Source organism: Stenotrophomonas sp. PD6, from assembly GCF_049199305.1.
GTDB lineage: Bacteria > Pseudomonadota > Gammaproteobacteria > Xanthomonadales > Xanthomonadaceae > Stenotrophomonas.
On the sequence record NZ_JBLZQD010000004.1, the window covers coordinates 232,575 to 257,830 of the forward strand.

The following is a 25,256-nucleotide window of genomic DNA, read 5'->3' on the forward strand; positions in this document are numbered from 1 at the left end:
CATGGCTCTTTCTCTCAAGGTGTATCAGCAGCGGGCCTTGTCCAGCCTGGCGCATTTCCTCGAAGACGCCCGGCTGACCGGCCCCGCATCCGCGTTCGAAAAGAACGTGGATCCTGGCCTGGTCACCCACTACAAGCCTATGCCGGGCATGGAAGCCTCGCCCTACGTCTGCCTGCGCATCCCCACGGGCGGCGGCAAGACAGTTATGGGTGCGCACATCATTCAGGCTGCAGGCGACGCTTACCTGGAGCGCGAGTTCCCCTTGGTCATGTGGATGGTGCCCACCACCCAGATCAAAACCCAGACCTTGGAGGCGTTCAAGAACCCACGACATCCCTACCGCCAGGAACTGGACGAGGCGTTCGGCGGCAAGGTGGCGGTATTTGACGTGGAGGACTTCACTCATATCCGCCCCGCGGACCTGGGCACCAAGGTGTGCGTGGTCATTTCGACCATGGCGGCGCTGCGCGTGGAGAACCAGGAAGGCCGCAAGGTCTACGAGCACCACGAGGACCTCGAAGCCCATTTTGCCGGCAGCGTGTCCGATTTGCCCTACTTAGAGCAAAACAAGGCCGGCAAAGCCATAGCGTCGTTTGCCAACCTGCTCAAACTCCACGGACCGTTGGTCATCACCGACGAAGCCCACAATGCGAACACGCCGCTCTCGTATCAGGTCTACGAGCGCTTGGGTGCCAAAGTGGTGGTGGAGCTGACCGCGACCCCCGAGGCCAGCAAGAGCAACGTGCTGGTCAGCGTCAGCGCCTTTGAGCTCAAGGCAGCGGACATGATCAAGTTCCCGGTCGTGCTGAAAGAGCATGTCGCGCAGTGGGAGGTCGCTGTGGGCAGCGCCGTCGCCCGCCGAAACGAGCTGGGCAAGACCGCGCTTGGCGAGCCGGACTATATCCGTCCCATCCTGCTGATCCAGGCCGAGAACGCCAAGGGCACGGCCACGGTGGAGGAGGTCAAGAAGCACCTCATCGACAACGAAAAGGTGCCCGAGAAGGCCATTGCCATTGCAACCGGTGACCAACGCGAAATCGATGGCGTGGACCTGTTCGCCAAGGACTGTCCGATCGAGGTCATCATCACCAAGCAAGCGCTCAAGGAAGGGTGGGATTGCTCTTTCGCCTACGTCTTCTGCTCGGTGGCCCAAGTCAAAAGCGACAAAGACATCCAGCAGTTGCTGGGCCGCGTGCTGCGCATGCCCTATGCCACCCGCCGCAAGCAAGAGGCCATGAACAAGGCCTACGCGCACGTCACCACTACGGCTTTCAACTTGGCGGCCGCAGAGCTCACCAAGTCGCTCATCGATATCGGGTTCAACCCGTTGGAAGCCGTCGGCGCAGTGCTGCCGGATCTCACCCCTGGGGCTGGCTTGGATCTCAAGGGTGGCAACGTTAACCCCGCTCCGACCGCTCCAAAGACCACCCTCTCGGTTAGCAAGCGCCCCGACTTCTCTGGCGTCCCGGCAAGGGACCAGGAGAACGTAGTGTTTACCTTGGGCGGGGATGGCAAGGGCGGCACGGTCGAGATCACTGGGGAGCTAGACGATTCCACGGTCGAAGCCATTACCAACGCAGTGCCGGCAAGGGAGCGGGAGGAGGCGACGGCCACAATCCAGCGGCACCAGATCACGGCCAAGGCGGTCAAAGCGCCGAGCCAGAACGGCCTGGTGTTCAGCGTCCCCCGACTCGGCGTCATGGAACAGGGCGAACTGGAGTTCGTGGAGAGCGGTGCCACGCCCCCGGGCTTCGCCTGGGACTTGCTGGCTTACCCGCCGGACCTCTCCAGCCTCAAGTTCAATGCCGACAGCCAGACCTTCGAGGTGGATTTGGTTGATGCAAAGGTCAGCTACACGAAGATCGATGACGACGTAAACACCTACCTGCCGGGCTTTGCTAAGGATAGGACCCAAGCAGATTTGGTGGGTTGGCTGGATCAGAAGATCCGAGACCCTGGCGTGAAGCAGCCGGTTCTTCGCGAGTGGTTGCGCCGGTCCATCAGCGGGCTGTCCGAAGATCGGGGCTTCTCACTGTCCCAACTGCTCAATGGCCAGTTCGTGCTCCGGCGGAAGTTGGGCGAGCAGCTCCAGATCGCCAAAGCCGAGGCGCTCAAGGATGGCTTCCAACAGGCCTTGTTCGGTGCAAAGGCCGAGATCGTGGTCAGCGACGAGTCCGATGCCATGTTCACCTATCCGGCGGACATGACCCAGTATCCGGCGCATTCCTACTACCAAGGCGGCACGTATCGCTTCCGCAAGCACTACTACCCCTTCGTGGGCGATCTTCAGTGGAAGACCGCCAGCGGCAAGGTCGGTGAAGAGTTCTTGTGTGCCCAAGCCATCGACCAGCTGGATGAGGTGGAGTTCTGGGTCCGCAACCTGGTGGACAAGAGCCAGTTCTGGATGCCGACGTCCAAGCAGCGGACCTACCCGGATTTCGTCGCCCGACTCAAGGACGGCCGCTTGCTGGTCGTTGAATACAAAGGCGGCGACCGCTACTCCGCAGACTCCGAGAAGGAGAAGCGCATGATCGGGGAGCTGTGGGCCAAGAAGAGCAATGGCCGAGGGGTTTACCTCATGGCCCAGTTGAAGGATGAGAAGGGCAACAGCGTCACCGAACAGCTTAGGGCTGTGATCGGGGAGTGACTCACAACAGGGGGCAACGGAATGGCTGTCTACATCTCAGACTTAGATATTCGGAACTTCCGATCGTGTGTTTCCACCCAGTTGCAACTGACCAAGTTTACGCCGCTGGTCGGGTTGAACAACTGCGGTAAAAGCAACTGCCTCACTGCGTTGCAATGGTTGGTGAAAAAGGGGAAGTTGAAGGAGGAAGACTTCCACGATTCCCTATTGCCTGTTGAGGTATTCGGCCGCCTTTACGGCATCGCCGAAGCGGACCTCGCGACGCTAGAGGTTAGGCATCGAAGCAAAATTGAGCACCATGTGCGCAATGGGGTGCTCTTCATCCGAAAAGTTCAGCAGGTGCCTGGCGGGGATGTATTCCTAACCATATTGAATCCAGACACGAACGCGTGGGATCCCAATCCAACCGGTATTGATCAAGCAATCTCTGCTCTTTTCCCGGAGCCAATACGCATCGGAGCGATGGAGGATGCGGCCGAGGACGCCAGTAAAGCAAAAACCACTACGACGATTGGCAAACTTCTTACCGACATGGTTGCGGCGATCCAGGAGAGGCACGAGGCTGACCTGTCACCGCACCTTTCGGCGATCGTTGGAATGCTTTCCGCGGAGGGAGCAGAGCGGTTTGATGAGCTGGGGCGAATCGATGCCTCGATTAATGCGAAAATCTCTGATTTGTTCCCTGGGGTCAGCATCAAGCTGGATTTTCCAGTCCCAGTTCTGAACGATCTCATCAAAGCTGGAACTGTTAAGGTCTATGAAGGTGATGGAAAGGGCAGAGCCTTCGGTTCCTACGGCCACGGTGCCCAGCGCGCCATTCAAATGGCCATGGTGCGTCACTTGGCTGATCTGAAGCGAGGGGCGGCGGTCGTGGGCGGTGTGACCTTGTTGTTGATCGATGAGCCCGAGCTGTTCATGCACCCCTTCGCAGTGGAGCAAGTTCGCGAGGCTTTGCGTTTGCTATCTGAAGCGGGCTATCAAGTCATTTTTTCGACTCACTCCGCTCAGATGATCCTCGCCCGTGACGCGAAGAACGCCTTGCTGATGACGAAGAAACATCCGCAGGGCACACAAGCAAGGCCGAGGCTTCAGGCGGTCGTCGAAAAGCTGGTTGCGGAGCCGACGCACCAACTCCACCAGATTTTTAGTTTGACCAACTCGTCCCAGATGCTATTCGCGGACAAGGTGGTCTTGACCGAGGGAAAGACAGAACTCCGTTTGCTTCCAAGTCTCTTTTGCGCCGCCTCCGGGAAGACCATGGGACAGTCTTCACTCGCGATTGTCGCGATGAGCGGGGTGTCCGACACTCAGAAATCCATGGAGATTCTTGACGCGATTGGGATTCCGGCATGTGCGATTGTGGATCTCGACTATGCTTTCCGGCAGGCATCTAAGCATGGGTTTTTAGATGCGGACGACACGGATCTTGGTGCCTGTAAGACCATACTGGCAGAGATGTCGGACGCGGGAACCATCTCTCTGGACGATGGCGGGCTTCCAAAGAAGGGCCCGCAGGGGGGCGCATCAAAAGCCTTCGAACTTCTTGCGGGAAAGCCAGAGGCGGCGCCTCACATTCATGCTCTAGTTCTAAAGCTTCGGGATAAATCGATCTGGTTATGGAGCCGAGGAGCTATCGAACCTCATGTCGGGCTGAAGGAGAAGAAGGAACACGCGTGGCTCACCTTGCAAATGAAGGTGGAGAACGAGGGAGTGGACGCAGCCTGCTCCGACGCGGCCGGTGTCCGCGAGTTGGTGGAATGGTTGGCGCGATGACGGTCACTACCTCACTCGAACCAGCTGATCCCACCTGGTCGTATAAGCCGGTGACAACGCGGTCTGGTTCATGGCCCACACCTGCCTGCGCTGCTCGCCTCCGCGCACGCGCTTGGCAGACGACGCAAACGCCATGGCGCCACGACCGAACTTCGCGTTTGCGCGGTCCATGACGTCCATCAACGCGTGGGAGCGCGGGTCTACCTGGGCGAACAGATCGCCTTGGTGGACGTCCCTCGCGGTCAGGTCCAGCAGCCCGATGCCCGCCTTCTTGTAACGGTAGCCTTCCCTCCACATCGCCTTGGTCAGGGCTTGAACCACCACGAGCACCTCGCGGGTGTCCGTGGTCGGCGATATGAAGTTAAGAGCCTTGCTGGGATGGTATTGGGGTGCCCCGGGCTTGAACGGGTTGGTGTGGAGAAACACCCAAACCCCACCGGCCTGCAGCGAGCGCCCTCGGAGCTTCTCGCAGGCCCGCTGGGCGAAGGTGGCAACGGCTTGTTGGACGTCTTCTAAGGCCACGACCTCTTTGCCGAACGAACGGGACACCACGATCTGCTGCCGGTCCGGTTCGACTTCTTCTAACGAGAAGCAGGCAATGCCCTGAAGCTCTCGCTGGGTGCGGGCCAACGTCACGCCATACCGCGCCCGCAACGTGTCGCTGTCGGCGTGAACCAAGTCAGCCGCGGTAAGCACACCTTCAATCCCCAGCTGGGCAGTGAGCTTGCGGCCCACGCCCCAGACATCTTCGACAGGAAAGCGGTCCAACAGGGCGGAGCCGGGCAGTGCGGTCATGACCCCGTTCACCGTCTTCTTGGCGGCCTTGTTGCCCAGCTTGGCCAATGTTTTTGTTGGGCCGATGCCCACGCAGCACGGAATCCCGGTCCACTGCAGAATCCGCGCGCGGGCTTCCCCGGCTATCCGTTGGTGCTCCCCGGCCGGGATGCCATCGAACGAAACGAACGATTCATCGATGCTGTAGACCTCAACGTGCGGAAAAAGGTCCCGGAGGATTGAGACCACGCGCCCCGACAGATCGCCGTAGAGGCCAAAGTTGGCTGATAGCACCTTCAGCTGGCGACGAACGTCGGAAGGGACTTGGTGGATCGGCTGACCCATCCCAACCCCCAGATCCTTGGCCTCCTGGCTGCGGGCAATGGCGCACCCGTCGTTGTTGGAGAGGATGACCACGGGCCTGCCTCGGAGCGATGGGTTAAAGATCCGTTCGCAGCTGGCGTAAAAGTTGTTGCCGTCGACGAGGCCCAACATGTCAAAGGGTCCTCGGATCCACGTCGTGCCACTGCCTGATTTCTTGCTCCAAGCCATCCCAAGTAGCTTGGAGTTGTTGTGTGTCACCGTTGAAAAGGGGCTGGTCCAAGTGCGCGAATTGGTCGAACGACGGGTGGGGAAGAACGCTGCCAATGCCGCTGTAGCAAAACCACTCACCCACCAGTTGCGCGATCTGGGCCAGCTCCTTGATGGCGTCCTTTGCGTCGTCCAGATTCCAGCGCGGAAGCACTCGGCCCGTCCGGCTGAACTCTGTGGCCGCGTGGGCAATCTCTACGTTAACGTGTTCCACGACACCATCCAGGCCCGCTAGGCGGCGCTCCAACGCGTCGAACACTTCTTCCCGAATCAGATCATCCGGAGTTGAGGTGCCGGACGTGGTCCCGCTGAGCCAGTCAAACACTGCATGCCGTTGTGCCGAAGGCTCGTATTGATACTCCCGCGGAACGAGATAAGCGTCGCCTGGTGGTTGGGCGCGCGCGAACTGCCAATACTGTTCTTCAACGGCGGAGTAGTTATAGGCCAATCCGGCAATGTCCTCTACGAATACCCGGCGCGTGACGCGTTGCCGGATCGCTTTGGCGTCCAGCAACAGGCCAGAAATGGAGCACACCCCATAAGCGCCGTGGATGGTGTCCCGCTCAGCCAGACGCCGAACGCCTTGCATGGTGCTGCTCCAGAAGCCCGTAACGAGCATTTCCAACACCATCCCATTGAGTCGCTTCCCGTCATCGACATCGGGCGCGTGGCGGACCATTTCCACCACGCAAGTGAATGCGGTCAGGTCCCACGCGAGCTTGGACAATGCCTTCGAAATCGCGTTGTCGTCTGTGTCGTAGACACGCTTCCAAAGAGCTATTCGATCGCGCATCACGGCTCCTGGATAGTTGTTATGTCTTCGAGCGCGTTGGACCCGGCCTCGCGACGCCACACGAGGGACAGCACCCCTTCAAAGCGTTCGAGCTCCCCTTCGTCCGTGGGCGCTCGCCGGTAGACATTTTCTTCGTCAAGCACGTTCAGCACGCCAACTGCCGCCGAACCGTCGGTGACGAACAGCAACTGGGCCTCGTAAATGCACGTGCCGGTCGAGGAGCGCCAGCATCGCAAGGTGTCCCCACCGTCCACCCAAACCGCCCACCGGTCGTCCGTATCGCGGGGCCAAAGGCCCTCCCGCAGCAGTGCGAGGTCGTCGGCGCTGAATACATGACCGCAGCGGATGGGCCAGCGCGGGCCCTCCATTGCTGTGAGGTGACTCCAACGGGTTCGTAAGTCTTCCATGTCAGCGCCTGAGTTGTTTTCGGAAGGACCAGGTCACCACGCCCCAGACGTCCAGCTCAACGTCTTCTGGAACCAGTATTGCAGCATTGGCCGGGTTGCCGGAATGCAGCTCAAACCGGCCGGCCCGCTGGCGCAGCTGCTTGACGGTGAACCCTCCCTCCCACAACACCATCACGACATCCCCCGGACGCGGCCGTTTGCTCCGGTCGACCACCAGCGTGTCGCCTGGTCCAATGCCAAACCCCTCCATGGATTCGCCGGTATCGGCCTCGACAAAGAACGTGGCGACCGGGTTGTCGATACACCGCTGGTTGAGGTCCAGCAGGTCCGTGACGCCGAAGAAGTCCTCGGCTGGACTGGGGAAGCCACACGTGACGCGCACCGGCAGCACAGGGAGGGCCAGGACTTCGGCGGCCAGGTTGGCGGCGCCAAGGAAGCCGGGAGGGAAGGAGGATGGGGTGAGCATGGCGGGAGTTTCCTGAAAGGCTGGCTCATCCAGTGAGACCACAACGGGCCGTCAGTCTAGCGGGCTGTTAGTAGTATTGCTAACGCGGCTTGTCGGAGTTCCTGAATGCGCTCATGGGGCAGAGCGCTTGCTTCCTCCACACGCGCCCTCTCGGGCCGGTTGGCTAGGATTGCCTAGACCGCGTGCTGGGAGAGGACCGGATGTGCTATTCCGCTGAAGTGTGGGCCGATTACCACAAATATGTTCGCGCCTATGGCGCGGACATCGACATCGACGCATTCGTCGAGCTTTACCTGCGCCGGGCAGCGGATCCCAAGATCAAAATCCCCAAAGGGATGGACCAGGGGTTCCACCATCCGCAAACGCCTGGCGTGACGGAGATTCAGGCGCTGATCCAGTCCTACAACGCCACTTTTGTGCAAAACAGCGAGCAAGAGCTGTTCAAGCAGGCCGAGCGGTTGGCCGACGCAGAGCGGGTGTTGGCCGGGTCCAAGCCGACGAAGAAAGCCGCGAACGACCAACGCATCGCGGGCAACAAGGTCAAGCAGCTGAAACGCTGGATATCGGATGGCATCCGCACGGTGCCCGTCCCCGAGCGCGACGACCGCATCTTCCCGGACTGGTATGCCCCTGTTCTCATCGTGGAGGACGGCAGGCCGATCGTTCGGCCGATGCGCTACCACTGCCGACCGGCAGGCATGGACCCTAGCATCGACAGAACCAAACGCGGGCAGGTCTCGGGCACCTACAACGCCCGCCGGGACAACCTCACTCGGTTCTGGCGACACCAGTTCGGGCATACGCACGGCTTGATGGTGGCGCGTGTGTTCTACGAGAACGTCGATGATGGGGCAGGCGGCAGCCAAGAACTTCAGTTCATCCCGAGCACCGGAGAGAACCTGCTGATCGCGTGCCTGGTGTCCCATTGGACCGATCCGGCCGGCCTGCTGCCCGATCTCTGGTCCTATGCGGCGGTGACCGACGCCCCCGAGCCTGAAGTCGCGGCTGCAGGGCACGATCGCACCATTGTCAACCTCAAGCCGGAGAACGTGGACGCTTGGTTGACGCCGCAGGGCCGCGGCGGCGAGGAGTTGCTCGCTCTGATGGACGACAAGCAGCACCCCTACTACGAGCACCGCAAGGCTGCGTAAGGCGCTGATCTCCAGGGCTGTCGTGGTCGAAGAACTTCCCCAAGGCCTTTGTTACAGCCGTATCGCTTCCATGAGGCCCAGAGCTCATCTCGGCCTCGGCCTATTCAGGCTTCCTGTGTTGCACAGCGTCGGGCCCGAAGACAGAATGAGCCATCCTGCTCCTGGAAAAGCCGTCATGGGCACTCAGAAGCCTCCGGAGTCTTTACATCGGGTATTTCTCTCTTTTGACGGTCACGAGTATTCGGCCACGATCTGGCGCGGCGGAGGGTTCCAATGGCGCCTGCTGTCCGTTGAGGTTCCGGCAGCGGGGTGCCAGGAAGTGGTGCTACCGGATTTCGAATCGTGCCGCCTGGCGCTGCACGCCGCTGAGGAAATCGCGCGAAAGATACTGGAGGGCCGATCCGGCGCTTAGGGGACACCTAAACGGGTAACATTGGCTGGAGATCCAACGTCAGATGCTCTAGGGGGAGCGCATATGGCGATTCGAACGTTGATTTTTCTTCTTGGTTTCATCGTCCTTCCGTTCACCGCGACTGGCTCCCAGCTGTTCGCTGTGACTCCCAGTGGCACACCCGAGGCGGTGTTCTCAGGCAAGGCATCGGTGGCGGTCTCCCGCTTGTCCAGCAAATGCATGGATGTCCAGTGGACGGTCGTGAGCAGCAGCGATACGGAAGTCGTTTGCGAGTCGCCGTTGAGCACGGGTCAGTCCATCATGGGTCAGATGCTGCTCGGGAACAGTTACTCCACGCCTCCTCGGCGCTTCTTCCGCTTCAACGTGAGTGAGCTGTCCGGCGTCTCGCGTGTGCAGGTGTCGGGCTGGATGGAAACCCAGATGGCCTTCGGCCAGATGCAGCGCGCTCCTTTCTCAGGGGCGGACTTCCACAACAGCATCATGAACTTCCTGATCAGTGCGGGAGGCGCGTTCCCCGCAGGGACGACCTTCCCCAACCACACCGTGCTCGGAGTTCTAGGGAAAGTCGCTCCGCGCGGCAGGGCTGCTGTCTACGAGGTGGCTGAGGTGACGCCTGGTGGGGCCGCGGACCGAGCGGGCCTCAAGGCAGGAGACGTCATCACCTCCGTGGCCGGAAAGAAGTTCAAGACCGACGGTGACTTCCTGGATGGCCTGGCAAAGGCAACCAAGGCGCCGACCTACCAACTCGATGTCACGCGCAACAATGCTGCAATGTCGCTCACCGTCGACCGGGACTACCGTCCCACGGCCACTCAGGTCGTCAGCGTCGCGGAGGTGCCCGCCCCGGTGCCCGCTCCCGTAGCACCAGCCCTTTCGGTTGCCGATGAGTTGGCCAAGCTTCTGAAGCTCAAGGAGCAAGGTATCCTGACGCAGGCCGAGTTCGATTCGCAAAAGAGCAAGCTGTTGGGTCACCCGTCCCCATAGAGAGCGCTCCGTCGAGACGTGCGAACGAGCCATTGCAGGGGCGCAGAAAGACGGGGGCCTGTCTCGCAAGCGCGTTATCGGATATAACCAAGGCGTCCTTATCTGACCGAGTATCTCAATGGCCTTCACCACCCTCAAATCGCTCGATGCTGAGATCAAACAGCTGGAAGCGCAGAAAAAACTGGTCGAGAAACGCGACGGAGAGGTGCCCAAGGCGCTCGCAGTGCTCCAAAGGTATGCGAAGGTCCTCACTCTCGCGCAGCGGCGGCAGGTCGCCAAACTCATCGGAGAACCGATCGACGCCCAGCCGGCGCGCGCGCCCAAGGCGGGCACTGGATCGTTGAAGGGCCGCAAGCTCGGCAAAGTCGCCCCGAAGTATCGTCTTCCCAGCGGTGAAACATGGGCGGGCCGCGGCCTGACCCCCAAGGCCTTCACCACGTGGGCCAAATCCGCCGACGGCAAAGTTTGGGCCAAGGCCAACCCGGGTGCTAAGTTCCCGCCGGCCGATGGCGCGGTGAAGAAGGCGGCGACAAAGGCAGCCAAGAAGGTGAGGAAGGTCGTCAAGAAGTCGAGCAAGGCCAAGCCGATTCGGAAGCCCGCCAAGAAGGGCTCGGCCAAGGCTGCTGGCTAACCCCATGCGCAAAGGCCTGGCCAATGCCGGCGCCAAGGCGGTGGTTGCGGCGCAGGCATTGCTGGATATCGCCAATGGAACGCTCTTGCAGGAAGAGGCAGGAGCGCGCCTGCGCACCCAGCTGGGACTCCATTGGTCCGCCTTGACGTGCGTCCAATACCTGTCAGGGAAGGAGGCCGTCGGCGCATTGACGGCCCTACCGGACGATTGGAACGAGCAGGGACGGACGAAGTCGGACCTCCTCCAAGCCGTGGTAATGGCCTTGGGCGTGGTCAGCGAGGCACGCGGCAGCCGCGGAGGAATGGCGTCTGGCAGCAAACTGGCCCTGCGGCTTCGGGAAGTGCGAGACGCGGCCGTGGGGGAGGGGGCGTGACACTGACTCTGACCCTCGCTGCCCCAAGCTATGCCCTCCTGCAGGCCGACACCACGTGCTGGAAATGTGGCGAGAGCACCCGGGTGGCGACGATATGGGTGCCGTCATTTACTGATACGTCTGATGTCGAAGGCCCGGAGGACGAGCCGGAGATTGGAGGGGCGGCGACCTTGCGCCACATAGAGGATCTGGACGACAACGTTACTGATCACGTGCGTGAAGTGGCGACTTGGCTCAAACCCGGGCACTCTGAAACCGCAGAGGCTACCTACTGGGCCAACCACTGCCCCCATTGCGATGCCCTTCAGGGGGACCACTTCGTGATGGGCGTCCACGGGCCGTTCTTCTTCCAGCACCGCGCCGAAGCAGATGCCTTGGAACTCATTCCCGGGCGGGGTCCACTGACGGCCAACGCCTCGGCTTCGCAGTCGGAGTGGATGGACTGGATTGCCTTGCGCCTGGGCCTGTAAATGGCACTGATGGTTAGCGCTCGGGTGGGGGAGCGAAGGTGGGGCGGGGCAATAGCACCGCTGCCCTTGGGCCCTACAGGCGCTTAAGTGTTATAGAGGACGCAGTGACCTCTCCAATCCAATCTTCCTGCGATGGAAGAAGGTGCGAAGGGACCCTGTTGGTGGCCCTGACGTTGTGGATCGTGGCGGCCAAGTGGACATGGGCAAGACGCTCCTTCGAGGGTGCAAGGAGGGCGGCTTCCTGCAGGTCCAATGCCCATACCGCCGAAACCGGATCGTAGGCAGGGTTGAGGAAGCTGTCTGCGGGCACACCCACGCATCCGCCCGCAGGCTTGACCTTTTGCAAGAGGGGCCGATGGGAGTGGTCGGCATGAACAACCTTCCTGTAGCGGCGCTTAGGTGGAGCTGCTGTGGCCCGATGGCGTAGACCACTTCGCCCGCGACGGGCACCTGACTGATGCCTCCAAGTGAAGGACAGCGTCCATGGAGCAGATGCTGATTGATCGCGATGACGTAGGGTTCTCCCTGACGGACGATGCCTTGGGTCAAGTAACCAGGCTTGTTCCCATCCCTTCCAACGAGCTTCTCGTGCTTTTCCTTCAGCGCGCTCGTGTAGCGAAGAGCGATGGCCTCGTGCGGATACGTCCACACTCCCTCTTGATGAGACGGGCCTAACCAAGCCGGATCGATGCCCTTAGGTTCCGGCGTGACGAGCTCGACCCATACGGAGTAGCCGTCTTTCGATGCACGGAAGTCTGGACCAGCCCGGCCGCTGGTCAAAGAGAACCCGTGATCCCAGAGGTGCTTGGCCAGCAGCATTTCCGCAACCCTCTGCAGGTGCTCCAGGTCTGAGCCTTTAGCAAGCCGTTGAGCGCAGTGGGGATCGGCAAGGCCGCGCTGATGAAACTCGTCAAAAAGGTCCGACAGCGCGTTCAGGATGTTCAGCCGGAGCGCAGGCTCGGCCTGCGCCCACCGGTTTCCAGCACGGGCGAGAAAGGCTGTCTTCAAGGAGGCCGGCGGCTTACTCATGGTGCAGAGTATCCTTGGTGGAACATGGGTCGGAGGTCTTAGAACGGTCGTCGGTGGACGGATCGGTAGTTGAACTGTAGCTACTGGGAAATGGGTGTTGCCGACTTGGTTGGAAGGCTGGCAGATGCATGACGACCGCCTAGGTCATGGCAAATTTAGTTCCGATCCACCCAGGTGGTCGTCAGGCGTCGCCCCGCAGCGCTTGGCGCTCTTTGGTCAGTGCGATTGCCTCTTCATAGCTGGCGGCCTTGCCACTAATCAGAAGGTCCAAAGCGACCCAGTGCCGGGCGGTGTAGTAGATGTTTCCAAGTGGGAGCGGAGTAGCTGGCCGCATTGCAGGTCCCAGCGTGTAGACAAAGTGCGCCGTGGTCGTCGCGGGCCAAGTTGGATCGATCTCCTGAAGGTTATCAACCGTGTCAACGCGTTCAATGAAATGAACACTTTTGAACTCTGAGAGGTATCGGAAGCCGATATAGGCTGGAGGAATCAATGGCCAGCCATTTCCTCCGACGGGATGGAAATACCGTCCTTGATTGACCACCACATCGATCCACGTGGCATCAGGCGAGTTGGGCAGCAGTTCGCGACTGAGGGACACCACGTAGGCGAGCGAATCAAAGGCGTTTGAGGTCATTCCATACTCCGAAAGATGCAAGTTGAGTTGATGAAGCCATAGGCGCTCGACTTGGCTTTTGCTCGCCGCGTGCGCCCTTCTCGCCATCGCCCTAATATCTGTCCAGGAGAGGTGCTCAACAGGGATGCCATCCACGTCGGGAGGAAGGTGCCGAATGGCCCAATCCTTCCGAGCTGCGCTGATCGAAACAAAGCGCCTCTGCTGGACGTTGGAGCCAGTAAGACGTCCCGCATACCTCTCCAGTTGCTCCCTCGAAGCGACCTGCCAAAAGCGTTTCGCCTCGAAAATCAGGTGAAACGCGGTGCCTGACCGCACCTCTAGATCCGTGAATCCCCGGTCAACCGAGCAAAAGGTTTGACTCGACAACTCGATCTCCGCACACGGATCCAGGCCCATAGAGCAAAGCAGCTCTGCACAAAGCGCTGGCGATTGCTTCAGGCACCATCCCAAGGCATAGGTTCCGGCGTTCTCATCGCAACCAGCGAGTCCAAAACAACTGGCGGGCGTTTTTCCCCTGATCAGCATCCGTGCTTCCTTTCCTGATTGTGATTCCTAAAGGACCTGCCGATGTTGCCAGAACGGCAGGTTCTGAGGCCACCACTTTCCTCGTGCGACCCTTCGCATCACCAGCGTCCTGAACGCGTCGGGAGATGGTGCCTGGCCGAGGCGCTTGTGGCGGCCCTGGTTGCACCGGGCATGCGCCGCCACGACGTTCTCTGGCACGTGCTGCCCTCCGTCCTGTTGGGCCGTTAGATGCTCGGCAGTGCATTGGACTCCGCGCCCGTTGCTGCCCTTGAGCCCCAGCTCGTTTGGAGAGGCCAGCCACATCGGCAGGCCGCAGTAATAGCAGCGGCCGGACTGGGCGTGAAAGGCGGACGTGCGGATGGATTTGAGGCGTTTCTTGCTCATAGGGGCTCCGGAATCAGAAGACGATTCCCGTGCCTCCTATAGGAGAACCTCGGGCACCCGGAGCCTATTGGCTATGCGGGCACAACACCGGCGCTTATGCGACCGGCAGCTGCTGTATATCCCATCCCCAAATTCCGCGCAAGCCCATCGCAAACGTGCGTCCGGTGATAAGGCGGCCTCAACGCGGGCCGCCCTAACCCCAAGCGGCTGCTCTCTAGAGCTGGGTCAGTTGTGCATACATCACATACAAGAACATCGGCAACCCGCTCAGCAGGCCGAACACCCAGAAAGTGCCGATCAGCGTCAGGGGCGTCATGATCCACCACTGCCACCAGGTGAAGCCCACGTCGCGTGCCTGCGCTGCGTGGGCCTCGACCGGGTAACGACGCGCAGCCTTCCGGGTTCCGCGTCTGAACGACCACCGCCTCGGGCTGCTTCTCGAAACGGGGGCTCCGCTGAGGCTCAATGTGTGGCCGAACGCCCAAGATCCAACTCGTCGCGTGATGCAGCCCAAGTAGCTGAGCTCGGGGAGGGAGCTGGTCTTATTGCTAACCAATCATCACAGCCTCAACCCCCATCAACAAAAACGCTTGACAGATACATTGGTGAGCGCTCACTCTTATAACTGTCCGAAGGCAGCGTTGATCGCTCAATCGGTGCGGAAGGTGAAGCAGGGGAACGACCCTGCCCAATACGACGAAAGGAAAACGCCATGACAGACTCGCGTGCGACTGAAGCAGTAAAGAACTGGATCAATGGCAGTTGGAACAAAGGGGGGACGATCAGGCAAGCGGTCAGTCCTTCGACGGGCCAGCCTCTGGGCACCTATTTGGATATCGGCCAAGACGAAGCTCAGCTTGCAATTGAGGCTGCACGTAAGGCCTTTGATACATCGAACTGGCCGACAGAGCGGTCATTGCGTTCCAGAGCCTTAAATGAGTTAGCCGTCGAGGTCGCCAAGCGCGCAAAAACAATGGCGGTCCGCCTCTCTCAGGAAGGGGGCAAGCTGTTGGCTCAGACCGAGTGGGAACTCTCCTTGGCGTCGGAGTGGCTCCGCTATGGCGCGGCAACCGCGCTGCTCCAAACCGGTGGCCGAGCTCTTGAAGCTGCGCCAGGAGTGCACTTCTTCTCCGATCCCGAGCCGCTTGGCGTTGTTGGCGTCATTTCGCCTTGGAACTCCCCGATTATTCTCTCCGTGCGAGCGATAGCTCCGGCGTTGGCGGCCGGGTGCACGGTGGTGCTTAAGCTGCCTCATCAGACGGCACTCACCAACGCGCTGTTCGCCGAGGCGGTCGCAGCCGTTCAATCGCTGCCGCCCGGCGTGCTCAATGTCATCACCGAGACAGGAAGCATTGGCGCATCCCTGCTTGTGGAATCGCCTCAAGTGGACATGATCAGCTATACCGGCAGCACAAACATCGGACGAACCATCGCCGCTAACGGCGCAAAAACGCTGAAGCGGCTGAACCTGGAGCTTGGCGGGAAAGCACCGTTGGTGGTATTTGACGACGCCAACCTTGCGGCCGTTGTCCCGCAGATCGTCATGGCCCTCGTCGCGATGAATGGCCAGTTCTGTTGCACAGGTTCTCGTGTCTTGGTTCAGCGGACGGTGGCAGACCGACTGCGGACTGCCCTCATTGAGGCCTATGGCAACGTTCGACTCGGCGAGAGTGAGGACCCACAGGCACAGCTCGGTCCGTTGATCGACAAGGCCAGCGTTGCACGCGTGGACGCAGTGGTTGCCGAATCGGCGTCTTATGCGAATATTCTCGTTCGCGGCGGCCCAGTCGAAGAAGGACCGTTGGCCGCCGGCGCATTCTACCGTCCAAGTTTGATCGAGGTCGAAGACTTGAACGCTTACGTCGTTCAGAACGAGGTGTTTGGGCCTGTCCAGACGTTCGAGATCTTTGAGGGCGAGGCCGACGCGATTGCGCGCGCAAATGCCACCGAGTTTGGCCTCGCTGCGTCGGTGTTCTCGGAAGACTCATCGCGTTGCCGACGAGTGGGCAAGGCTATCCGGGCCGGCCATATTTGGATGAACTGTTGGGGCGTCATGTCCGAGCAGTTTGAACAGAGCGGATTCAAGCAAAGCGGCATCGGTGTGCTTTGCGGACCTCGCGCCATTGAGCAGTTCCAGGAAATCAAGGTATACGCCACCGGCGCACATTCGTCCGATTCTTGATCGACCTGCCTTGAGCTGGACGTCGGTAGAGCATCTGCGCGGAGGCCAATGAAGGAACTGAACTTCATTGAAGGGAAGATTCGAGCGTTGCGATGGTCTGCTTCAGGCCGGGCAGCAATCGCGCAAGCGAATGCTGCCTGTTGAGCCGGGTCGCCCGTGGAAGTAGTGTTGTTGCTTTGGACAGGACCAATTTTGAGGTGTTGAATGAATGGAGGTGAAGGCAAGCCGCAGCTTGGTCGCCCTGTCAATGAGGGGGCGCGAGAAAAACGCTTGATGCAAATTCTGGATGGAGCGCGGAAGTCGTTTATACACAAGGGTTTCCACGCTTCCTCCCTCTCCGACATAAGCGCCAACGCAAAGGTCAGCGTTGCTAACATCTATCAGTATTTTTCGTGTAAAGAAGCACTTATCCTCACCCTGATCGAACTCGATTTGCAGCGCCATCAGGCCCTGATTGCACGGTTCTGGAACTCAGACTTTAGTCGGCGGACCGTCAAAGAGCTCTTAGCAGACCTCTTCCTCAAGCCGGAAGGACATGCGGTGGCAGTTCTGCGCGCCGAAATTGCGAGCGAAGGGGCGCGCAATCCTCATGTGGCTGGGCTTCTTAGAAGCCACGAGTTGGGCTTGTTGGAAATGTTGCGGGAAGGAATTCGACGTGCTCAGAAAAGGGGGCAAATAACCAGTGGTCTGGACCCTGAAGTCGTTACCGATCGCCTCTCGCTTGTCTTTGAAGGAACAATGAGGTTGTATCTGTTTTCCCCGGACAATGGCGAAGAACTGATAGACAAGTATTACCGACAATTCGCGGACGCTCTTCATTTGGCTCCGTGAGGGAAACCTCACGATCGACCAGGCGCAGTTGCTGCCCCGGATGGCGGCAGCGGTGACCGCCTTGGTGATTTGCGCGTGTCTACACGGGGCGCATGCGCGTGCTCAAGGCCTGCGGAAGCCTAAAAATGAACTCCAGTGCGCACGATTTCCGAGGCCAGGATAGATACTTTGCCAACCAAGGCATCCCGTCCGCGCTGGCTTGTTCGACGAAGAGAACCCCCGGCGCTGCTTGTCCTAAGCGCTCAGCTAAATGGTCGGTCGCGACGCCGGTGGGACAACGTGGTCGAGGCGGCCTTCGCCCCTGTCCTGCATGCCGTTCCAGCGTCGCCATCCTACGGGGTCACACCGCTGGCAGATTTCGCTCCAGTCGTGGCCATGGAGCGCACCGAAGAGTTTCGCAAGCGTTTCCATGACCACTTTTTGGGTCGCCTCGGAACCGGCTGCGGCAAATGAACCCCCGTAGTCCTTCATGAAGAGCATGAAGCTCTCAAAGTCGGGGAGGAGCACTTCCACTGTGGTCCGGCCGGTGGGCGAAACAAACGCGAAGAACGAGCCATCTGCTGAGTTCTCGAACATTTCGAGCCGCGGGCCGTGCTCACCTCCATAGTGAGAACCGTTGGGTGAATACCCGGCCCGCGTTAAGCCGGCAATGTCGTTTTCGCCGTCCAACGGCCCCATCACATTGTGGCCGGTATGCCAATTGCCACGATTAAAGGTGAACTGTCTATTTATCACGGTGTGCTCAATATCAAATACGATGAGTTGCTCGGTCACGGTCGAACGCTGGCGTGGCAGCCGGCACTACTCCATCAGGCAACGCACGATTGGCATAGCCGTCTCAGCCACGAGATGCCTGGGTCGTTCTCACTTCGCGGATGCCAGATCAGGTCGATTTGCAATTCGTCAACGTCGAACGGTAGGTTGCTAACAACGAGGCCGAATGCCGCGGCGTAACGCCTGGCGACACCGGCTTGCAGGGAAGCGACAAGTGGAGCGCGAGAAGCCATCGCAAGCAAGGTGATGCCGTTGTGCGATAAGTGGGAGGCTTGTAGCTGCATCGGGGCGTGCCGAAGCAGATGTTCCAAAAATCCAGGCAAGTTTGCACTGTCCGACACGAGCCCGTGCACGGAGGAAAAGTAGTCTTCGGAGGCGATAGGGGTTGCGTAGGCGAGCTGGGACGGATGAAAGCAGCACACGAACTGTTCGCAGTAGAGCATTTCACGGCGCAAGCGTCCGGTATCCTCGCTCACATGCGCGATCGCGAGGTCAATCTTGGCGTCATTCAGCAGGTTTTGGATTGCATGCTCGCCGAGAGGGACGGACTCGATGGTTATTCCAGGAGAGTGTTTGGCGAGGTGCTCAACGAGGACAGGCATAAGCAACGCTTCGGCCTGGCCGTTCATGCCGAGCCTAAAAATCCGGGTTTCCTCCGCCGGATCGAAGCCGGTAGGAACAACCAACGCGCTTCCAATTTGAATCAACAGGGGATGCAGCCCCTCATGAAGGGCCCTCGCACGGGGAGTTGGTTCCATGACGTGGCCGTTACGAATGAACAGCTCATCGTCGAAAAGCATTCGCAGGTTAGACAGCGCGTGGCTCATCGCGGGTTGACGGATTCTCAGCCTCGTTGCTGCGCGTGTCACGCTCAGCTCTTGCATGAGGGCATCAAAAGCCAGTAGCAGGTTCAGATCGAAGGAACGAAGATTGAAGTGATCGACTGTCATGTCTATGGCGAGGCGGCCCGGTGAGATCCTAACATGGTGACCTTCATCGAACTCATCGATGTGAGTGATGGTTTGTATCGATTTGACGTATGGATACCTCGTAACTAGACTTTTTCGAAAATGCAAAGGCATTGCGCTGGGGTTGCCTGTTCGCTCTTCCCATGCCCGGCATTCGTCACTACTTGGCACACGGCAGCATTCTATGTTTCGACGATCGCGTCCCTTCGTTCCATTTCTTCTGGCAGTCACGATGTTCGCCGGGGGCCAGGCATCTGCGGCGCTGCCGAGGTATCCTCAAGCCTACGACGGAAAGATTGTCTTCAGTGCCAACGAGCACCTCTGGTCAGTTCCCCGTGCAGGTGGCACAGCGAATCAGCTGACGAAGGGGCCGGGGACAGATGTATTTCCAAGGGTCTCCCCAGACGGTCGTTGGATAGCTTTCACGGGCATGAATAACGCTGGCAGCGACGTTTGGGTGATGCCGTCGACGGGTGGCGAACCGATCAGGCTGACGCATCACAACGGGCGTGGGCTGGACAACATTGTCGTCACTTGGTCCCCCGATTCGCAGTTTATCCTCTATCTCAGCCAGCATAGGCAGTGGAACCGACTCGTGCGGGAACTCTACCGGGTTCCGGTCGCCGGTGGCTTGCCTGAGGCCATGCCACTTGATAACGCAGTCGGTATGGGCACGTATGGTCCGGACGGCCACACCTTCGCATACAACCGCTTGCTGGCACCCCACGGAAATTGGAAGCGATACAACGGGGGCATGTCGCGTGAGGTGTTCACGTATGACTTTGAAACGCGCAGCAGCCAGCAACTGACTGCATCCGGTGGAATGGATGCGTTTCCAATGTGGCATGGCCAAAAGATTTATTACCTTTCAGACCGGGACAGCAATCGACGCGCGAACATTTGGGTCCTCGACCTCAAGTCCCGCCGAGAAAAGCAACTCACGTTTTTCACGGACTATGACATCGATACGCCTGCCTTGGGTGGCGATGCAATCACGTTCCAGCAAGGCGGCAAGCTGTATCGGCTGGACCTGCCCAGCGAGCGCTTAACAGAAGTTCCTGTCTCGCTGCCTGGCGACAACGTGCGGTTGGAGAAGCGGCTGCGTGCGGTGGGCAATCAAGTGCGTGGCGAAGCGATTGTGCGGGATGGCGACCTCGACCTTCCCGATCGAATCAACTACGCGATTTCGCCGGACGGTCATCACGGTTTGTTCTCTGCACGCGGAGACCTGTTCATCGTTCCGACGGGGGAAGGCAAGTCCAGTAACGTCACGCAGACCCCTGCTGCTGAAGAGGATGCTCCAAGTTGGTCCCCGGACGGCAGCAGGATTGCCTACGTCACAGAAGTTGCAGGAACACCTCAAGTGGCCGTCCGTGCTGTCAACAATGGGTCGGAGCGCGTGATCACTCGCTTCGAAAAAGGGTATTTCTTTACTCCAGTCTTTTCTCCCGACGGCCGAAGTCTTAGCTTCAGCGATGGCGATCACCGGCTGTGGCAGGTGGGACTAAGCGGGGGCGCGCCGATCGAGGTGGCCCGAGACAAGCGGCAAGGGATACGAGATCAGGTCTATTCGCCCGATGGTCGCTGGCTGGCCTTCAGCATGGCAGGGACTGCAAAACGTCGCGACATCTACCTCTACGACCTGGCGACGGGACGCACGCATCGCCTTGGGAAAGGGGAGGGGACCGAGGCAAACCCGGCTTGGTCTCCAGACAGCAGGCGGCTCTACTTTACTTCCTCCCGGTATGTGCATGCGGTTCCCTCCGACCAGGAAATCGACTTTGCGATGGTGAAGTCCACTGGTGTCTACGTGGTTGATCTGCCCCAAGATCCGGCGCGAATCGCCCAGGAAGACCTCATGTCGAACGCCACGGTGGTTGCGATTGAGCCCGCTAATATCGTTCAGCTCAACGTCCGCGACGACGGAATTTACTACTTGAGCCAACCGCTTTCGACATTCGACGGCTTCTTGAAGGGCGAGAAATCTGCGCTTCATCGGTTCGATTTTGAGACCGAGCAGGATACGGTCCTCGCAGAAGACTTGGACAGCTACTCCCTAGCTCTCGTGGGGCAGAAGGTTCTGATCAAGAGGGGAGGTGACTACGCGGTGCTGGATGTGCCGCGGGGGCACGTTGGAAAGAAGGAACAGAGCCTAGACCTAAGCGGGCTGAGTATGTTGGTGGATCCGGCCATCGAATGGGCGCAGATGTTCAACAGTGCTTGGCGGCTGCAGCGTGACCTGTTGGTCTCGCAAGAGATGAACGGCCAGGACTGGGATAAGGTCCGCGACAGCTACGCTAAACTCCTGCCGCTGCTTGGATCTCGAGCCGACCTGAACTGGCTCATCGGCGAGATGATGGGGGAGCTGTCGAATTCGCACATGAGCGTCGGCGGCGGCGATGACGGCCACACGGACAGCCGCGCCAACCGACCCCGGCTCGGCATAGACTGGGTGCTCGACCCTGATTCTGGAAGGTATAGGATCTCGAAAATTTTTCCGGGCGATAATACCTTGCCAGAGTATCGCAGTCCGTTAAGACAGCCTGGGTTGGCTGTTAAAGAGGGTGACTATGTCTTGGCTATCAATGGCAAGGAGCTGCAAGCGCCCCTAGTGCCGGACGAACTGTTGCAAGGCCTGGCGGTTTCGGAGCCTGTTGAGCTGACAATTGCTGTCGGGCCAAAAGAGCCGCGCCGCGCCCTGCGTGTCAAGCCGGTCGCAAGCGAAGTGAACCTGCGCGAGCTCGATTGGATCGAACGCAATCGCCAGTCTGTGGAGCGGCTGTCGGACGGCCGAGTGGGCTATGTCTACTTAGCCGATATGGGACAGCACGGGCTGGCACAGTTCACACGCCAATTTTATTCGCAGATGGGTAAGCAGGCATTGGTGCTCGATGTCCGTTGGAACGCTGGTGGCTCCGTGGCCGACTATCTCATCGAGCGCCTGCGCAGGACCCAGGTGGGGTTCAATGGCAATCGCGCCGGAGCAATGGACACCCAGCCTCAAGAGCTTTTAGCCGGACCGAAGGCGGTGCTTATCAATCAGTGGTCGGGTTCGAACGGAGAGTTGTTCCCGTATTTGTTCCAGGAGTATGGGCTCGGCAAGGCTGTTGGGAAGAGGACTTGGGGCGGGCTGCGTGGCTACAATGGCAATGTGCAGCTTGCCGACGGTGGATACATCACCATTCCCTCCAGGGCCGTATATAACATGAGACGACAAGAGGTCGTTGAAAACCACGGGGTAGATCCGGATGTCGAAGTTGAGAACATGCCGGCCGATATTTTGGCAGGCCACGACGCTCAACTGGAGGCTGCTGTGAAGTTGATGGTGGACGCGATCGCGGACCCAGCAAACGGACTGTCAGAGCGTGGGGCTGAATAACGGCGCGTCTAGATTGGGAACTGGAGTTGCCGTCGGCATTGCTCTCAATTGGACTAGGCCGACGGCTGTTGCCGCTGTAGCGGTTGGATGGGCTCACAGCCACGTGACGTGGCGGCGTTTTTTAATCTGGTATGGAGGCCGAGTCGATGGACGTAATCGGGTGGTCCGATTTTTGCAAAGTGGAGATCAGGGTCGGTCGCGTCATTGCCGTCGACGCGTTCCCAGAAGCAAAAAATCCGGCATACAAACTTAAGATCGATTTCGGTGAAGAGGTCGGCATCCGGAAGTGCAGTGCTCAGATCACGACGCTCTATTCTCTGGAGTCACTTGTAGGAAAGAACGTCGTGGCGGTCGTGAACCTCCCCGATAAGCAAGTTGGGCCATTTATGTCCCAATGTTTGGTGCTTGGTTTTCATGATGCTTGCGGAAACGTCAGCCTATGCGTGCCCGAGCACCCAGTGCCGCTGGGTGCCCGGCTGCTATGAAGTTCTTTTGAAACTACTATCCCCTCGGATCGCGATGCCCGTGGTTGCGACCAGCGAGCCGACGTCCGCTCCGCGGCCCCTTCTGGTCTCGGTCTTCTCGAAAGGTCGAAATGAGCCTGTTCAAACGCAGGGACTTAGGAGGCTCACGTGCCCAGCGGCAAGGGTGCAGGTGAGCCTTCAGATGCCTGGGTTCGGCAGTGCTTGACGGCCCCAGCGGGGTGGGAGTCGAGCGTTCTGGGGTTGTCGCGCTTGCAGGTGGCCCCCGAGGGCCCAACTGGACCGCATAGCGGCCCCAGGAGGTCGGTTCGACAGCCGCTGCTCGATGTCCCCTGTCTCCCTCGCTTTTGCGACCAGCTGTGGTGGCGTGAACTCCGAGCTTCCGTATCAATCAAGAGTTGTGGTGCTCGGTGGTTCGGGTCGAGAGCCCCATGGCATATGCAATCCCCTTTGCTCGAATCGCTTGCCCGAGTTCCCGGTAATGCCGACCTAACTGGGTGTCAAACCGTAGGCGCTGCCGGTGTCCGAGCGCGGCGGCGAAGTCAGAACCGCTACGGAAAAGTAGATGCCGCCAGCGAGCACGGTCTTTACGGCCTCCAACAACTCGGCTTGGTCTGCGGTTTTGGTGAGGTAGCCCCGGGCGCCCCACCGGACCGATGAGGCCGCTTCGTCCAGGTCAGCACGCCTTGTTAGGAAGAGAAATGGCAACGCTTGACCCCTCGATCGGGCAATCCTCATCGCGTTGATGCCGGAAAGGATGGGCAACTCGGTCTCGGCAATGACCAGATCTGGCGGCGTCTCCTGGACCCTGTCAAGCAATTGGTCGCCGGAAATCACCAATTCGATGGTGTCCGCCAAATCAGAGCATATTTTGGCCAGCCCTTCTGCGACGATCAAGTGGTCGTCCGCGATCAACAGCCGCCGGATTCTTCTACAGCTTCCTGGTCGCTTCTTCAACACATGCCCCCTTTCACCGATCTGCCTAACGGCGGAATTTCTCGTCATCGAAAGCCCAGTGGCAAGCCCTTGGGTCTAACACACGATACAAAGGGACCACTGAAGGGCCATCCGTAGATCAAGAAGGTCAGGATCGGTATTTCTACTTAGCCGTTAAGTAGTTCCAAACCCGATAAGGGGCCTTCCACGCCGAAGGGCCGCTGAGCCACGCGATGACGCGAGCCAGTGGCATGCTTCACACCGAACCAGCTATCGGGTCGCGTGCGCGGCGGCTGATCGCTCGCACTCGTCGCGCATTGTGAATATCACAGCGGATGCCGTGGTCCCGGTGAGTCTGCGGGACGTTCATCTCCTCATGCCAGAGCATATGAAGGTGTCCCGTCTGGGAAGTCGAAGCGAGAGAAGAGGTCGATGATGAGAAGGGCGGGCCGAGGCACGTCAGTCACCCGTCTGGGAGTGCGGGGCCTCCACCGCTTTGGACTGCGGCGAGTCTTTTTGACGCAAGAAGATGGACAAGACGACCAACGCCAGCACGGCTAGAAACTCGCTCTGCCAGTTCTGCATCGACTCGAACCAAAAGTCGCTGCTGAACAGGTGCTCGATAAAGCCAGGAGGCATGAGACCGCTCAAGCGATCCTCGGCGGATTTGGCCTCCCAGCTGCCCATTGCATGGAGCCCAAAAGAGAGGAAAAACAGCGCAAAGAAGGCGATCGCCAAGGAGTGGCCGTAAAGGGCCTTCCACAACCCGCCCTTGAGCACGGGCAGCGGGGTAGGGCCGGGGTCGATGCGGGTTTCCTCTTCCTGCGGGTCCAGGGGCCTGGACTCGGCAGACCCCTGTTGGCGGAGGCGGACGGTGAGCAGCACATACATGCCCATCTGCAAAAACTCGCTCTCCCAGTTCTCAAACGTGGCGCTGATGAAGTGACCGGAAGAACGGTAGCTCCACAGCCCAATCGAGGCCATGCCGTGCTGGGTTAGTTCTTCGTTGAAAACGTGCCACCCAGTGAGGGCTTGGCCCGCGAGGAAGACGGCCATCAGGCCAAATAGCACCAGAGACGGACCGTTACGACGCCACATCTTTCCACTCCCAGAAAAGACGGGCCCGAAGGCCCGCCCAGAACTCACTTCGACTTGGCCGCGCTCTGGTTGCCTCCTTGCTCAGCGAGCAAGGTGAGCTTCTCGTCCGTGGCCTTTTCTTCTTCCAACGTCTCCAGCAGGTAGGGCAGGGCGTCCTTGTAGCCAAGCTGCTTGGCCAAGGCGGCAATCGTGCCGTAGGACGCGATTTCGTAGTGCTCCACCTTCTGGGCACCACCAATGAGGGCGGCATCGCGCACCGGGCCCTTTTCGATTTCTTCGATGACTTCCTTGCCTTCTTCGACCAGGCCTTCCATCGCCGCGCACTTGATGCGCTTTAGGCGTATGCCCAGCACTTCGACCACTTGGTCGATGCGCTCGATCTGGCCTTGGGTTTCTTCCAGATGGGTCTCAAAAGCAGCAGCAAGGTCCGGGTTCTCCGCGGCGCGGGCCAAGCGGGGAAGGGCCTTGGTCAGCCGCTTTTCGGCGCTCTAAATGTCCGAGAGCTCATGCACAAACAGTTCTTCTGCGGTCTTGATTGCCATGCAAAGCACCTTCGTTCAGG

The 25,256-nt window shown here is 59.6% G+C and carries 21 protein-coding genes and 2 pseudogenes; 11 read left to right on the plus strand and 12 right to left on the minus strand.

Annotated elements, in window-relative coordinates:
• Position 1: 1 nt before the first annotated feature.
• Together ACOZHM_RS08695 and ACOZHM_RS08700 are read left to right on the plus strand one after the other, a co-directional pair.
• Positions 2–2,647: a DEAD/DEAH box helicase gene (locus ACOZHM_RS08695; protein ID WP_421568869.1), complete on the plus strand. Its 2,646-nt coding sequence runs from the start codon at positions 2–4 to the stop codon at positions 2,645–2,647.
• Positions 2,648–2,668: 21 nt separating this feature from the next.
• A complete protein-coding gene (locus ACOZHM_RS08700; protein WP_421568870.1) occupies positions 2,669–4,420 on the plus strand; it encodes an ATP-dependent nuclease in 1,752 nt (583 codons plus the stop codon).
• 6 nt (positions 4,421–4,426) lie between these two features.
• Here ACOZHM_RS08700 and ACOZHM_RS08705 read toward each other — a convergent pair whose 3' ends face one another.
• The 4 genes from ACOZHM_RS08705 to ACOZHM_RS08720 all read right to left on the minus strand — a co-directional run bounded on the left by ACOZHM_RS08705 (position 4,427) and on the right by ACOZHM_RS08720 (position 7,451).
• Positions 4,427–5,689 carry a Y-family DNA polymerase gene (locus ACOZHM_RS08705; protein WP_399638367.1) on the minus strand — a complete coding sequence of 421 codons (1,263 nt, stop codon included), beginning with the start codon at positions 5,687–5,689 and terminating at the stop codon, positions 4,427–4,429.
• A gap of 1 nt (position 5,690) precedes the next feature.
• On the minus strand, positions 5,691–6,578 hold the full coding sequence (locus ACOZHM_RS08710) for a hypothetical protein (protein ID WP_399638369.1): 888 nt from the start codon (positions 6,576–6,578) through the stop codon (positions 5,691–5,693).
• Complete coding sequence (locus ACOZHM_RS08715) at positions 6,578–6,766, minus strand: hypothetical protein (protein ID WP_282243677.1); 189 nt, start codon at positions 6,764–6,766, stop codon at positions 6,578–6,580. The genes ACOZHM_RS08710 and ACOZHM_RS08715 overlap by 1 nt, the downstream gene beginning before the upstream one ends.
• Before the next feature lie 220 nt (positions 6,767–6,986).
• Positions 6,987–7,451 carry a LexA family protein gene (locus ACOZHM_RS08720; protein WP_399638371.1) on the minus strand — a complete coding sequence of 155 codons (465 nt, stop codon included), beginning with the start codon at positions 7,449–7,451 and terminating at the stop codon, positions 6,987–6,989.
• A 200-nt stretch (positions 7,452–7,651) separates the two neighbouring features.
• On the opposite strand from ACOZHM_RS08720, the gene ACOZHM_RS08725 reads away from it, so the two are divergent.
• The 5 genes from ACOZHM_RS08725 to ACOZHM_RS08745 all read left to right on the plus strand — a co-directional run bounded on the left by ACOZHM_RS08725 (position 7,652) and on the right by ACOZHM_RS08745 (position 11,472).
• A complete protein-coding gene (locus tag ACOZHM_RS08725) occupies positions 7,652–8,602 on the plus strand; it encodes an SOS response-associated peptidase family protein (protein ID WP_421568871.1) in 951 nt (316 codons plus the stop codon).
• Between the two features lie 475 nt (positions 8,603–9,077).
• On the plus strand, positions 9,078–9,998 hold the full coding sequence (locus tag ACOZHM_RS08730; RefSeq protein WP_421568872.1) for a PDZ domain-containing protein: 921 nt from the start codon (positions 9,078–9,080) through the stop codon (positions 9,996–9,998).
• A gap of 118 nt (positions 9,999–10,116) precedes the next feature.
• Positions 10,117–10,629, plus strand: coding sequence for a histone-like nucleoid-structuring protein (locus ACOZHM_RS08735; protein WP_421568873.1), 513 nt, complete (start codon positions 10,117–10,119; stop codon positions 10,627–10,629).
• A 4-nt stretch (positions 10,630–10,633) separates the two neighbouring features.
• Positions 10,634–11,002 (plus strand): hypothetical protein, encoded by a 369-nt coding sequence (locus ACOZHM_RS08740; RefSeq protein WP_394161539.1) that lies wholly within the window; start codon positions 10,634–10,636, stop codon positions 11,000–11,002.
• On the plus strand, positions 10,999–11,472 hold the full coding sequence (locus ACOZHM_RS08745) for a hypothetical protein (RefSeq protein WP_421568874.1): 474 nt from the start codon (positions 10,999–11,001) through the stop codon (positions 11,470–11,472). Before ACOZHM_RS08740 ends, ACOZHM_RS08745 begins: the two co-directional genes overlap by 4 nt.
• A 1,210-nt stretch (positions 11,473–12,682) precedes the next feature.
• On the opposite strand, the gene ACOZHM_RS08750 is transcribed toward ACOZHM_RS08745, so the two are convergent.
• The 3 genes and pseudogenes from ACOZHM_RS08750 to ACOZHM_RS08760 all read right to left on the minus strand — a co-directional run.
• Positions 12,683–13,660 carry a hypothetical protein gene (locus ACOZHM_RS08750; RefSeq protein WP_421568875.1) on the minus strand — a complete coding sequence of 326 codons (978 nt, stop codon included), beginning with the start codon at positions 13,658–13,660 and terminating at the stop codon, positions 12,683–12,685.
• A 27-nt stretch (positions 13,661–13,687) separates the two neighbouring features.
• Complete coding sequence (locus tag ACOZHM_RS08755) at positions 13,688–14,044, minus strand: HNH endonuclease (RefSeq protein WP_421568876.1); 357 nt, start codon at positions 14,042–14,044, stop codon at positions 13,688–13,690.
• A gap of 214 nt (positions 14,045–14,258) precedes the next feature.
• Positions 14,259–14,456, minus strand: a pseudogene (locus ACOZHM_RS08760) (hypothetical protein); the annotation flags it as partial.
• Between the two features lie 300 nt (positions 14,457–14,756).
• Between ACOZHM_RS08760 and ACOZHM_RS08765 the strand changes: the two are divergent.
• Both ACOZHM_RS08765 and ACOZHM_RS08770 read left to right on the plus strand, forming a co-directional pair.
• A complete protein-coding gene (locus ACOZHM_RS08765; RefSeq protein WP_421568877.1) occupies positions 14,757–16,226 on the plus strand; it encodes an aldehyde dehydrogenase family protein in 1,470 nt (489 codons plus the stop codon).
• Positions 16,227–16,430: 204 nt separating this feature from the next.
• Entirely contained in the window at positions 16,431–17,057 is a 627-nt protein-coding gene (locus ACOZHM_RS08770; protein WP_313318611.1) for a TetR/AcrR family transcriptional regulator, read from the plus strand.
• A 246-nt stretch (positions 17,058–17,303) separates the two neighbouring features.
• Here ACOZHM_RS08770 and ACOZHM_RS08775 read toward each other — a convergent pair whose 3' ends face one another.
• Together ACOZHM_RS08775 and ACOZHM_RS08780 are read right to left on the minus strand one after the other, a co-directional pair.
• Positions 17,304–17,831: a hypothetical protein gene (locus ACOZHM_RS08775; protein WP_421568878.1), complete on the minus strand. Its 528-nt coding sequence runs from the start codon at positions 17,829–17,831 to the stop codon at positions 17,304–17,306.
• Between the two features lie 35 nt (positions 17,832–17,866).
• Complete coding sequence (locus ACOZHM_RS08780) at positions 17,867–18,781, minus strand: LysR family transcriptional regulator (RefSeq protein ID WP_421568879.1); 915 nt, start codon at positions 18,779–18,781, stop codon at positions 17,867–17,869.
• Positions 18,782–19,229: 448 nt separating this feature from the next.
• Between ACOZHM_RS08780 and ACOZHM_RS08785 the strand changes: the two genes are divergently transcribed.
• Both ACOZHM_RS08785 and ACOZHM_RS08790 read left to right on the plus strand, forming a co-directional pair.
• Positions 19,230–22,178, plus strand: coding sequence for a S41 family peptidase (locus ACOZHM_RS08785; RefSeq protein ID WP_421568880.1), 2,949 nt, complete (start codon positions 19,230–19,232; stop codon positions 22,176–22,178).
• Between the two features lie 146 nt (positions 22,179–22,324).
• Positions 22,325–22,663, plus strand: coding sequence for a tRNA-binding protein (locus ACOZHM_RS08790; protein ID WP_421568881.1), 339 nt, complete (start codon positions 22,325–22,327; stop codon positions 22,661–22,663).
• Positions 22,664–23,149: 486 nt separating this feature from the next.
• Here the strand turns inward: ACOZHM_RS08790 and ACOZHM_RS08795 are convergent, their stop codons facing one another.
• The 3 genes and pseudogenes from ACOZHM_RS08795 to ACOZHM_RS08805 all read right to left on the minus strand — a co-directional run bounded on the left by ACOZHM_RS08795 (position 23,150) and on the right by ACOZHM_RS08805 (position 25,236).
• Positions 23,150–23,665 carry a response regulator gene (locus ACOZHM_RS08795; RefSeq protein WP_421568882.1) on the minus strand — a complete coding sequence of 172 codons (516 nt, stop codon included), beginning with the start codon at positions 23,663–23,665 and terminating at the stop codon, positions 23,150–23,152.
• A gap of 390 nt (positions 23,666–24,055) precedes the next feature.
• A complete protein-coding gene (locus ACOZHM_RS08800; protein WP_421568883.1) occupies positions 24,056–24,694 on the minus strand; it encodes a DUF6766 family protein in 639 nt (212 codons plus the stop codon).
• Between the two features lie 44 nt (positions 24,695–24,738).
• Positions 24,739–25,236: pseudogene (locus ACOZHM_RS08805) on the minus strand (ferritin-like domain-containing protein).
• Positions 25,237–25,256: the final 20 nt, after the last annotated feature.

Excerpts from the sequence above, each read along its gene's own strand:
- ACOZHM_RS08720 (WP_399638371.1), bottom strand. The coding sequence starts at position 7,451 with ATGCTCACCCCATCCTCCTTCCCTCCCGGCTTCCTTGGCGCCGCCAAC.
- ACOZHM_RS08700 (WP_421568870.1), top strand. The coding sequence starts at position 2,669 with ATGGCTGTCTACATCTCAGACTTAGATATTCGGAACTTCCGATCGTGT.
- ACOZHM_RS08735 (WP_421568873.1), top strand. The coding sequence starts at position 10,117 with ATGGCCTTCACCACCCTCAAATCGCTCGATGCTGAGATCAAACAGCTG.
- ACOZHM_RS08750 (WP_421568875.1), bottom strand. The coding sequence starts at position 13,660 with ATGCTGATCAGGGGAAAAACGCCCGCCAGTTGTTTTGGACTCGCTGGT.
- ACOZHM_RS08780 (WP_421568879.1), bottom strand. The coding sequence starts at position 18,781 with ATGACAGTCGATCACTTCAATCTTCGTTCCTTCGATCTGAACCTGCTA.
- ACOZHM_RS08710 (WP_399638369.1), bottom strand. The coding sequence starts at position 6,578 with ATGCGCGATCGAATAGCTCTTTGGAAGCGTGTCTACGACACAGACGAC.
- ACOZHM_RS08730 (WP_421568872.1), top strand. The coding sequence starts at position 9,078 with ATGGCGATTCGAACGTTGATTTTTCTTCTTGGTTTCATCGTCCTTCCG.
- ACOZHM_RS08705 (WP_399638367.1), bottom strand. The coding sequence starts at position 5,689 with ATGTTGGGCCTCGTCGACGGCAACAACTTTTACGCCAGCTGCGAACGG.
- ACOZHM_RS08740 (WP_394161539.1), top strand. The coding sequence starts at position 10,634 with ATGCGCAAAGGCCTGGCCAATGCCGGCGCCAAGGCGGTGGTTGCGGCG.
- ACOZHM_RS08785 (WP_421568880.1), top strand. The coding sequence starts at position 19,230 with ATGAATAACGCTGGCAGCGACGTTTGGGTGATGCCGTCGACGGGTGGC.
- ACOZHM_RS08800 (WP_421568883.1), bottom strand. The coding sequence starts at position 24,694 with ATGTGGCGTCGTAACGGTCCGTCTCTGGTGCTATTTGGCCTGATGGCC.
- ACOZHM_RS08770 (WP_313318611.1), top strand. The coding sequence starts at position 16,431 with ATGAATGGAGGTGAAGGCAAGCCGCAGCTTGGTCGCCCTGTCAATGAG.
- ACOZHM_RS08725 (WP_421568871.1), top strand. The coding sequence starts at position 7,652 with ATGTGCTATTCCGCTGAAGTGTGGGCCGATTACCACAAATATGTTCGC.
- ACOZHM_RS08695 (WP_421568869.1), top strand. The coding sequence starts at position 2 with ATGGCTCTTTCTCTCAAGGTGTATCAGCAGCGGGCCTTGTCCAGCCTG.
- ACOZHM_RS08795 (WP_421568882.1), bottom strand. The coding sequence starts at position 23,665 with ATGACGAGAAATTCCGCCGTTAGGCAGATCGGTGAAAGGGGGCATGTG.
- ACOZHM_RS08755 (WP_421568876.1), bottom strand. The coding sequence starts at position 14,044 with ATGAGCAAGAAACGCCTCAAATCCATCCGCACGTCCGCCTTTCACGCC.
- ACOZHM_RS08790 (WP_421568881.1), top strand. The coding sequence starts at position 22,325 with ATGGACGTAATCGGGTGGTCCGATTTTTGCAAAGTGGAGATCAGGGTC.
- ACOZHM_RS08765 (WP_421568877.1), top strand. The coding sequence starts at position 14,757 with ATGACAGACTCGCGTGCGACTGAAGCAGTAAAGAACTGGATCAATGGC.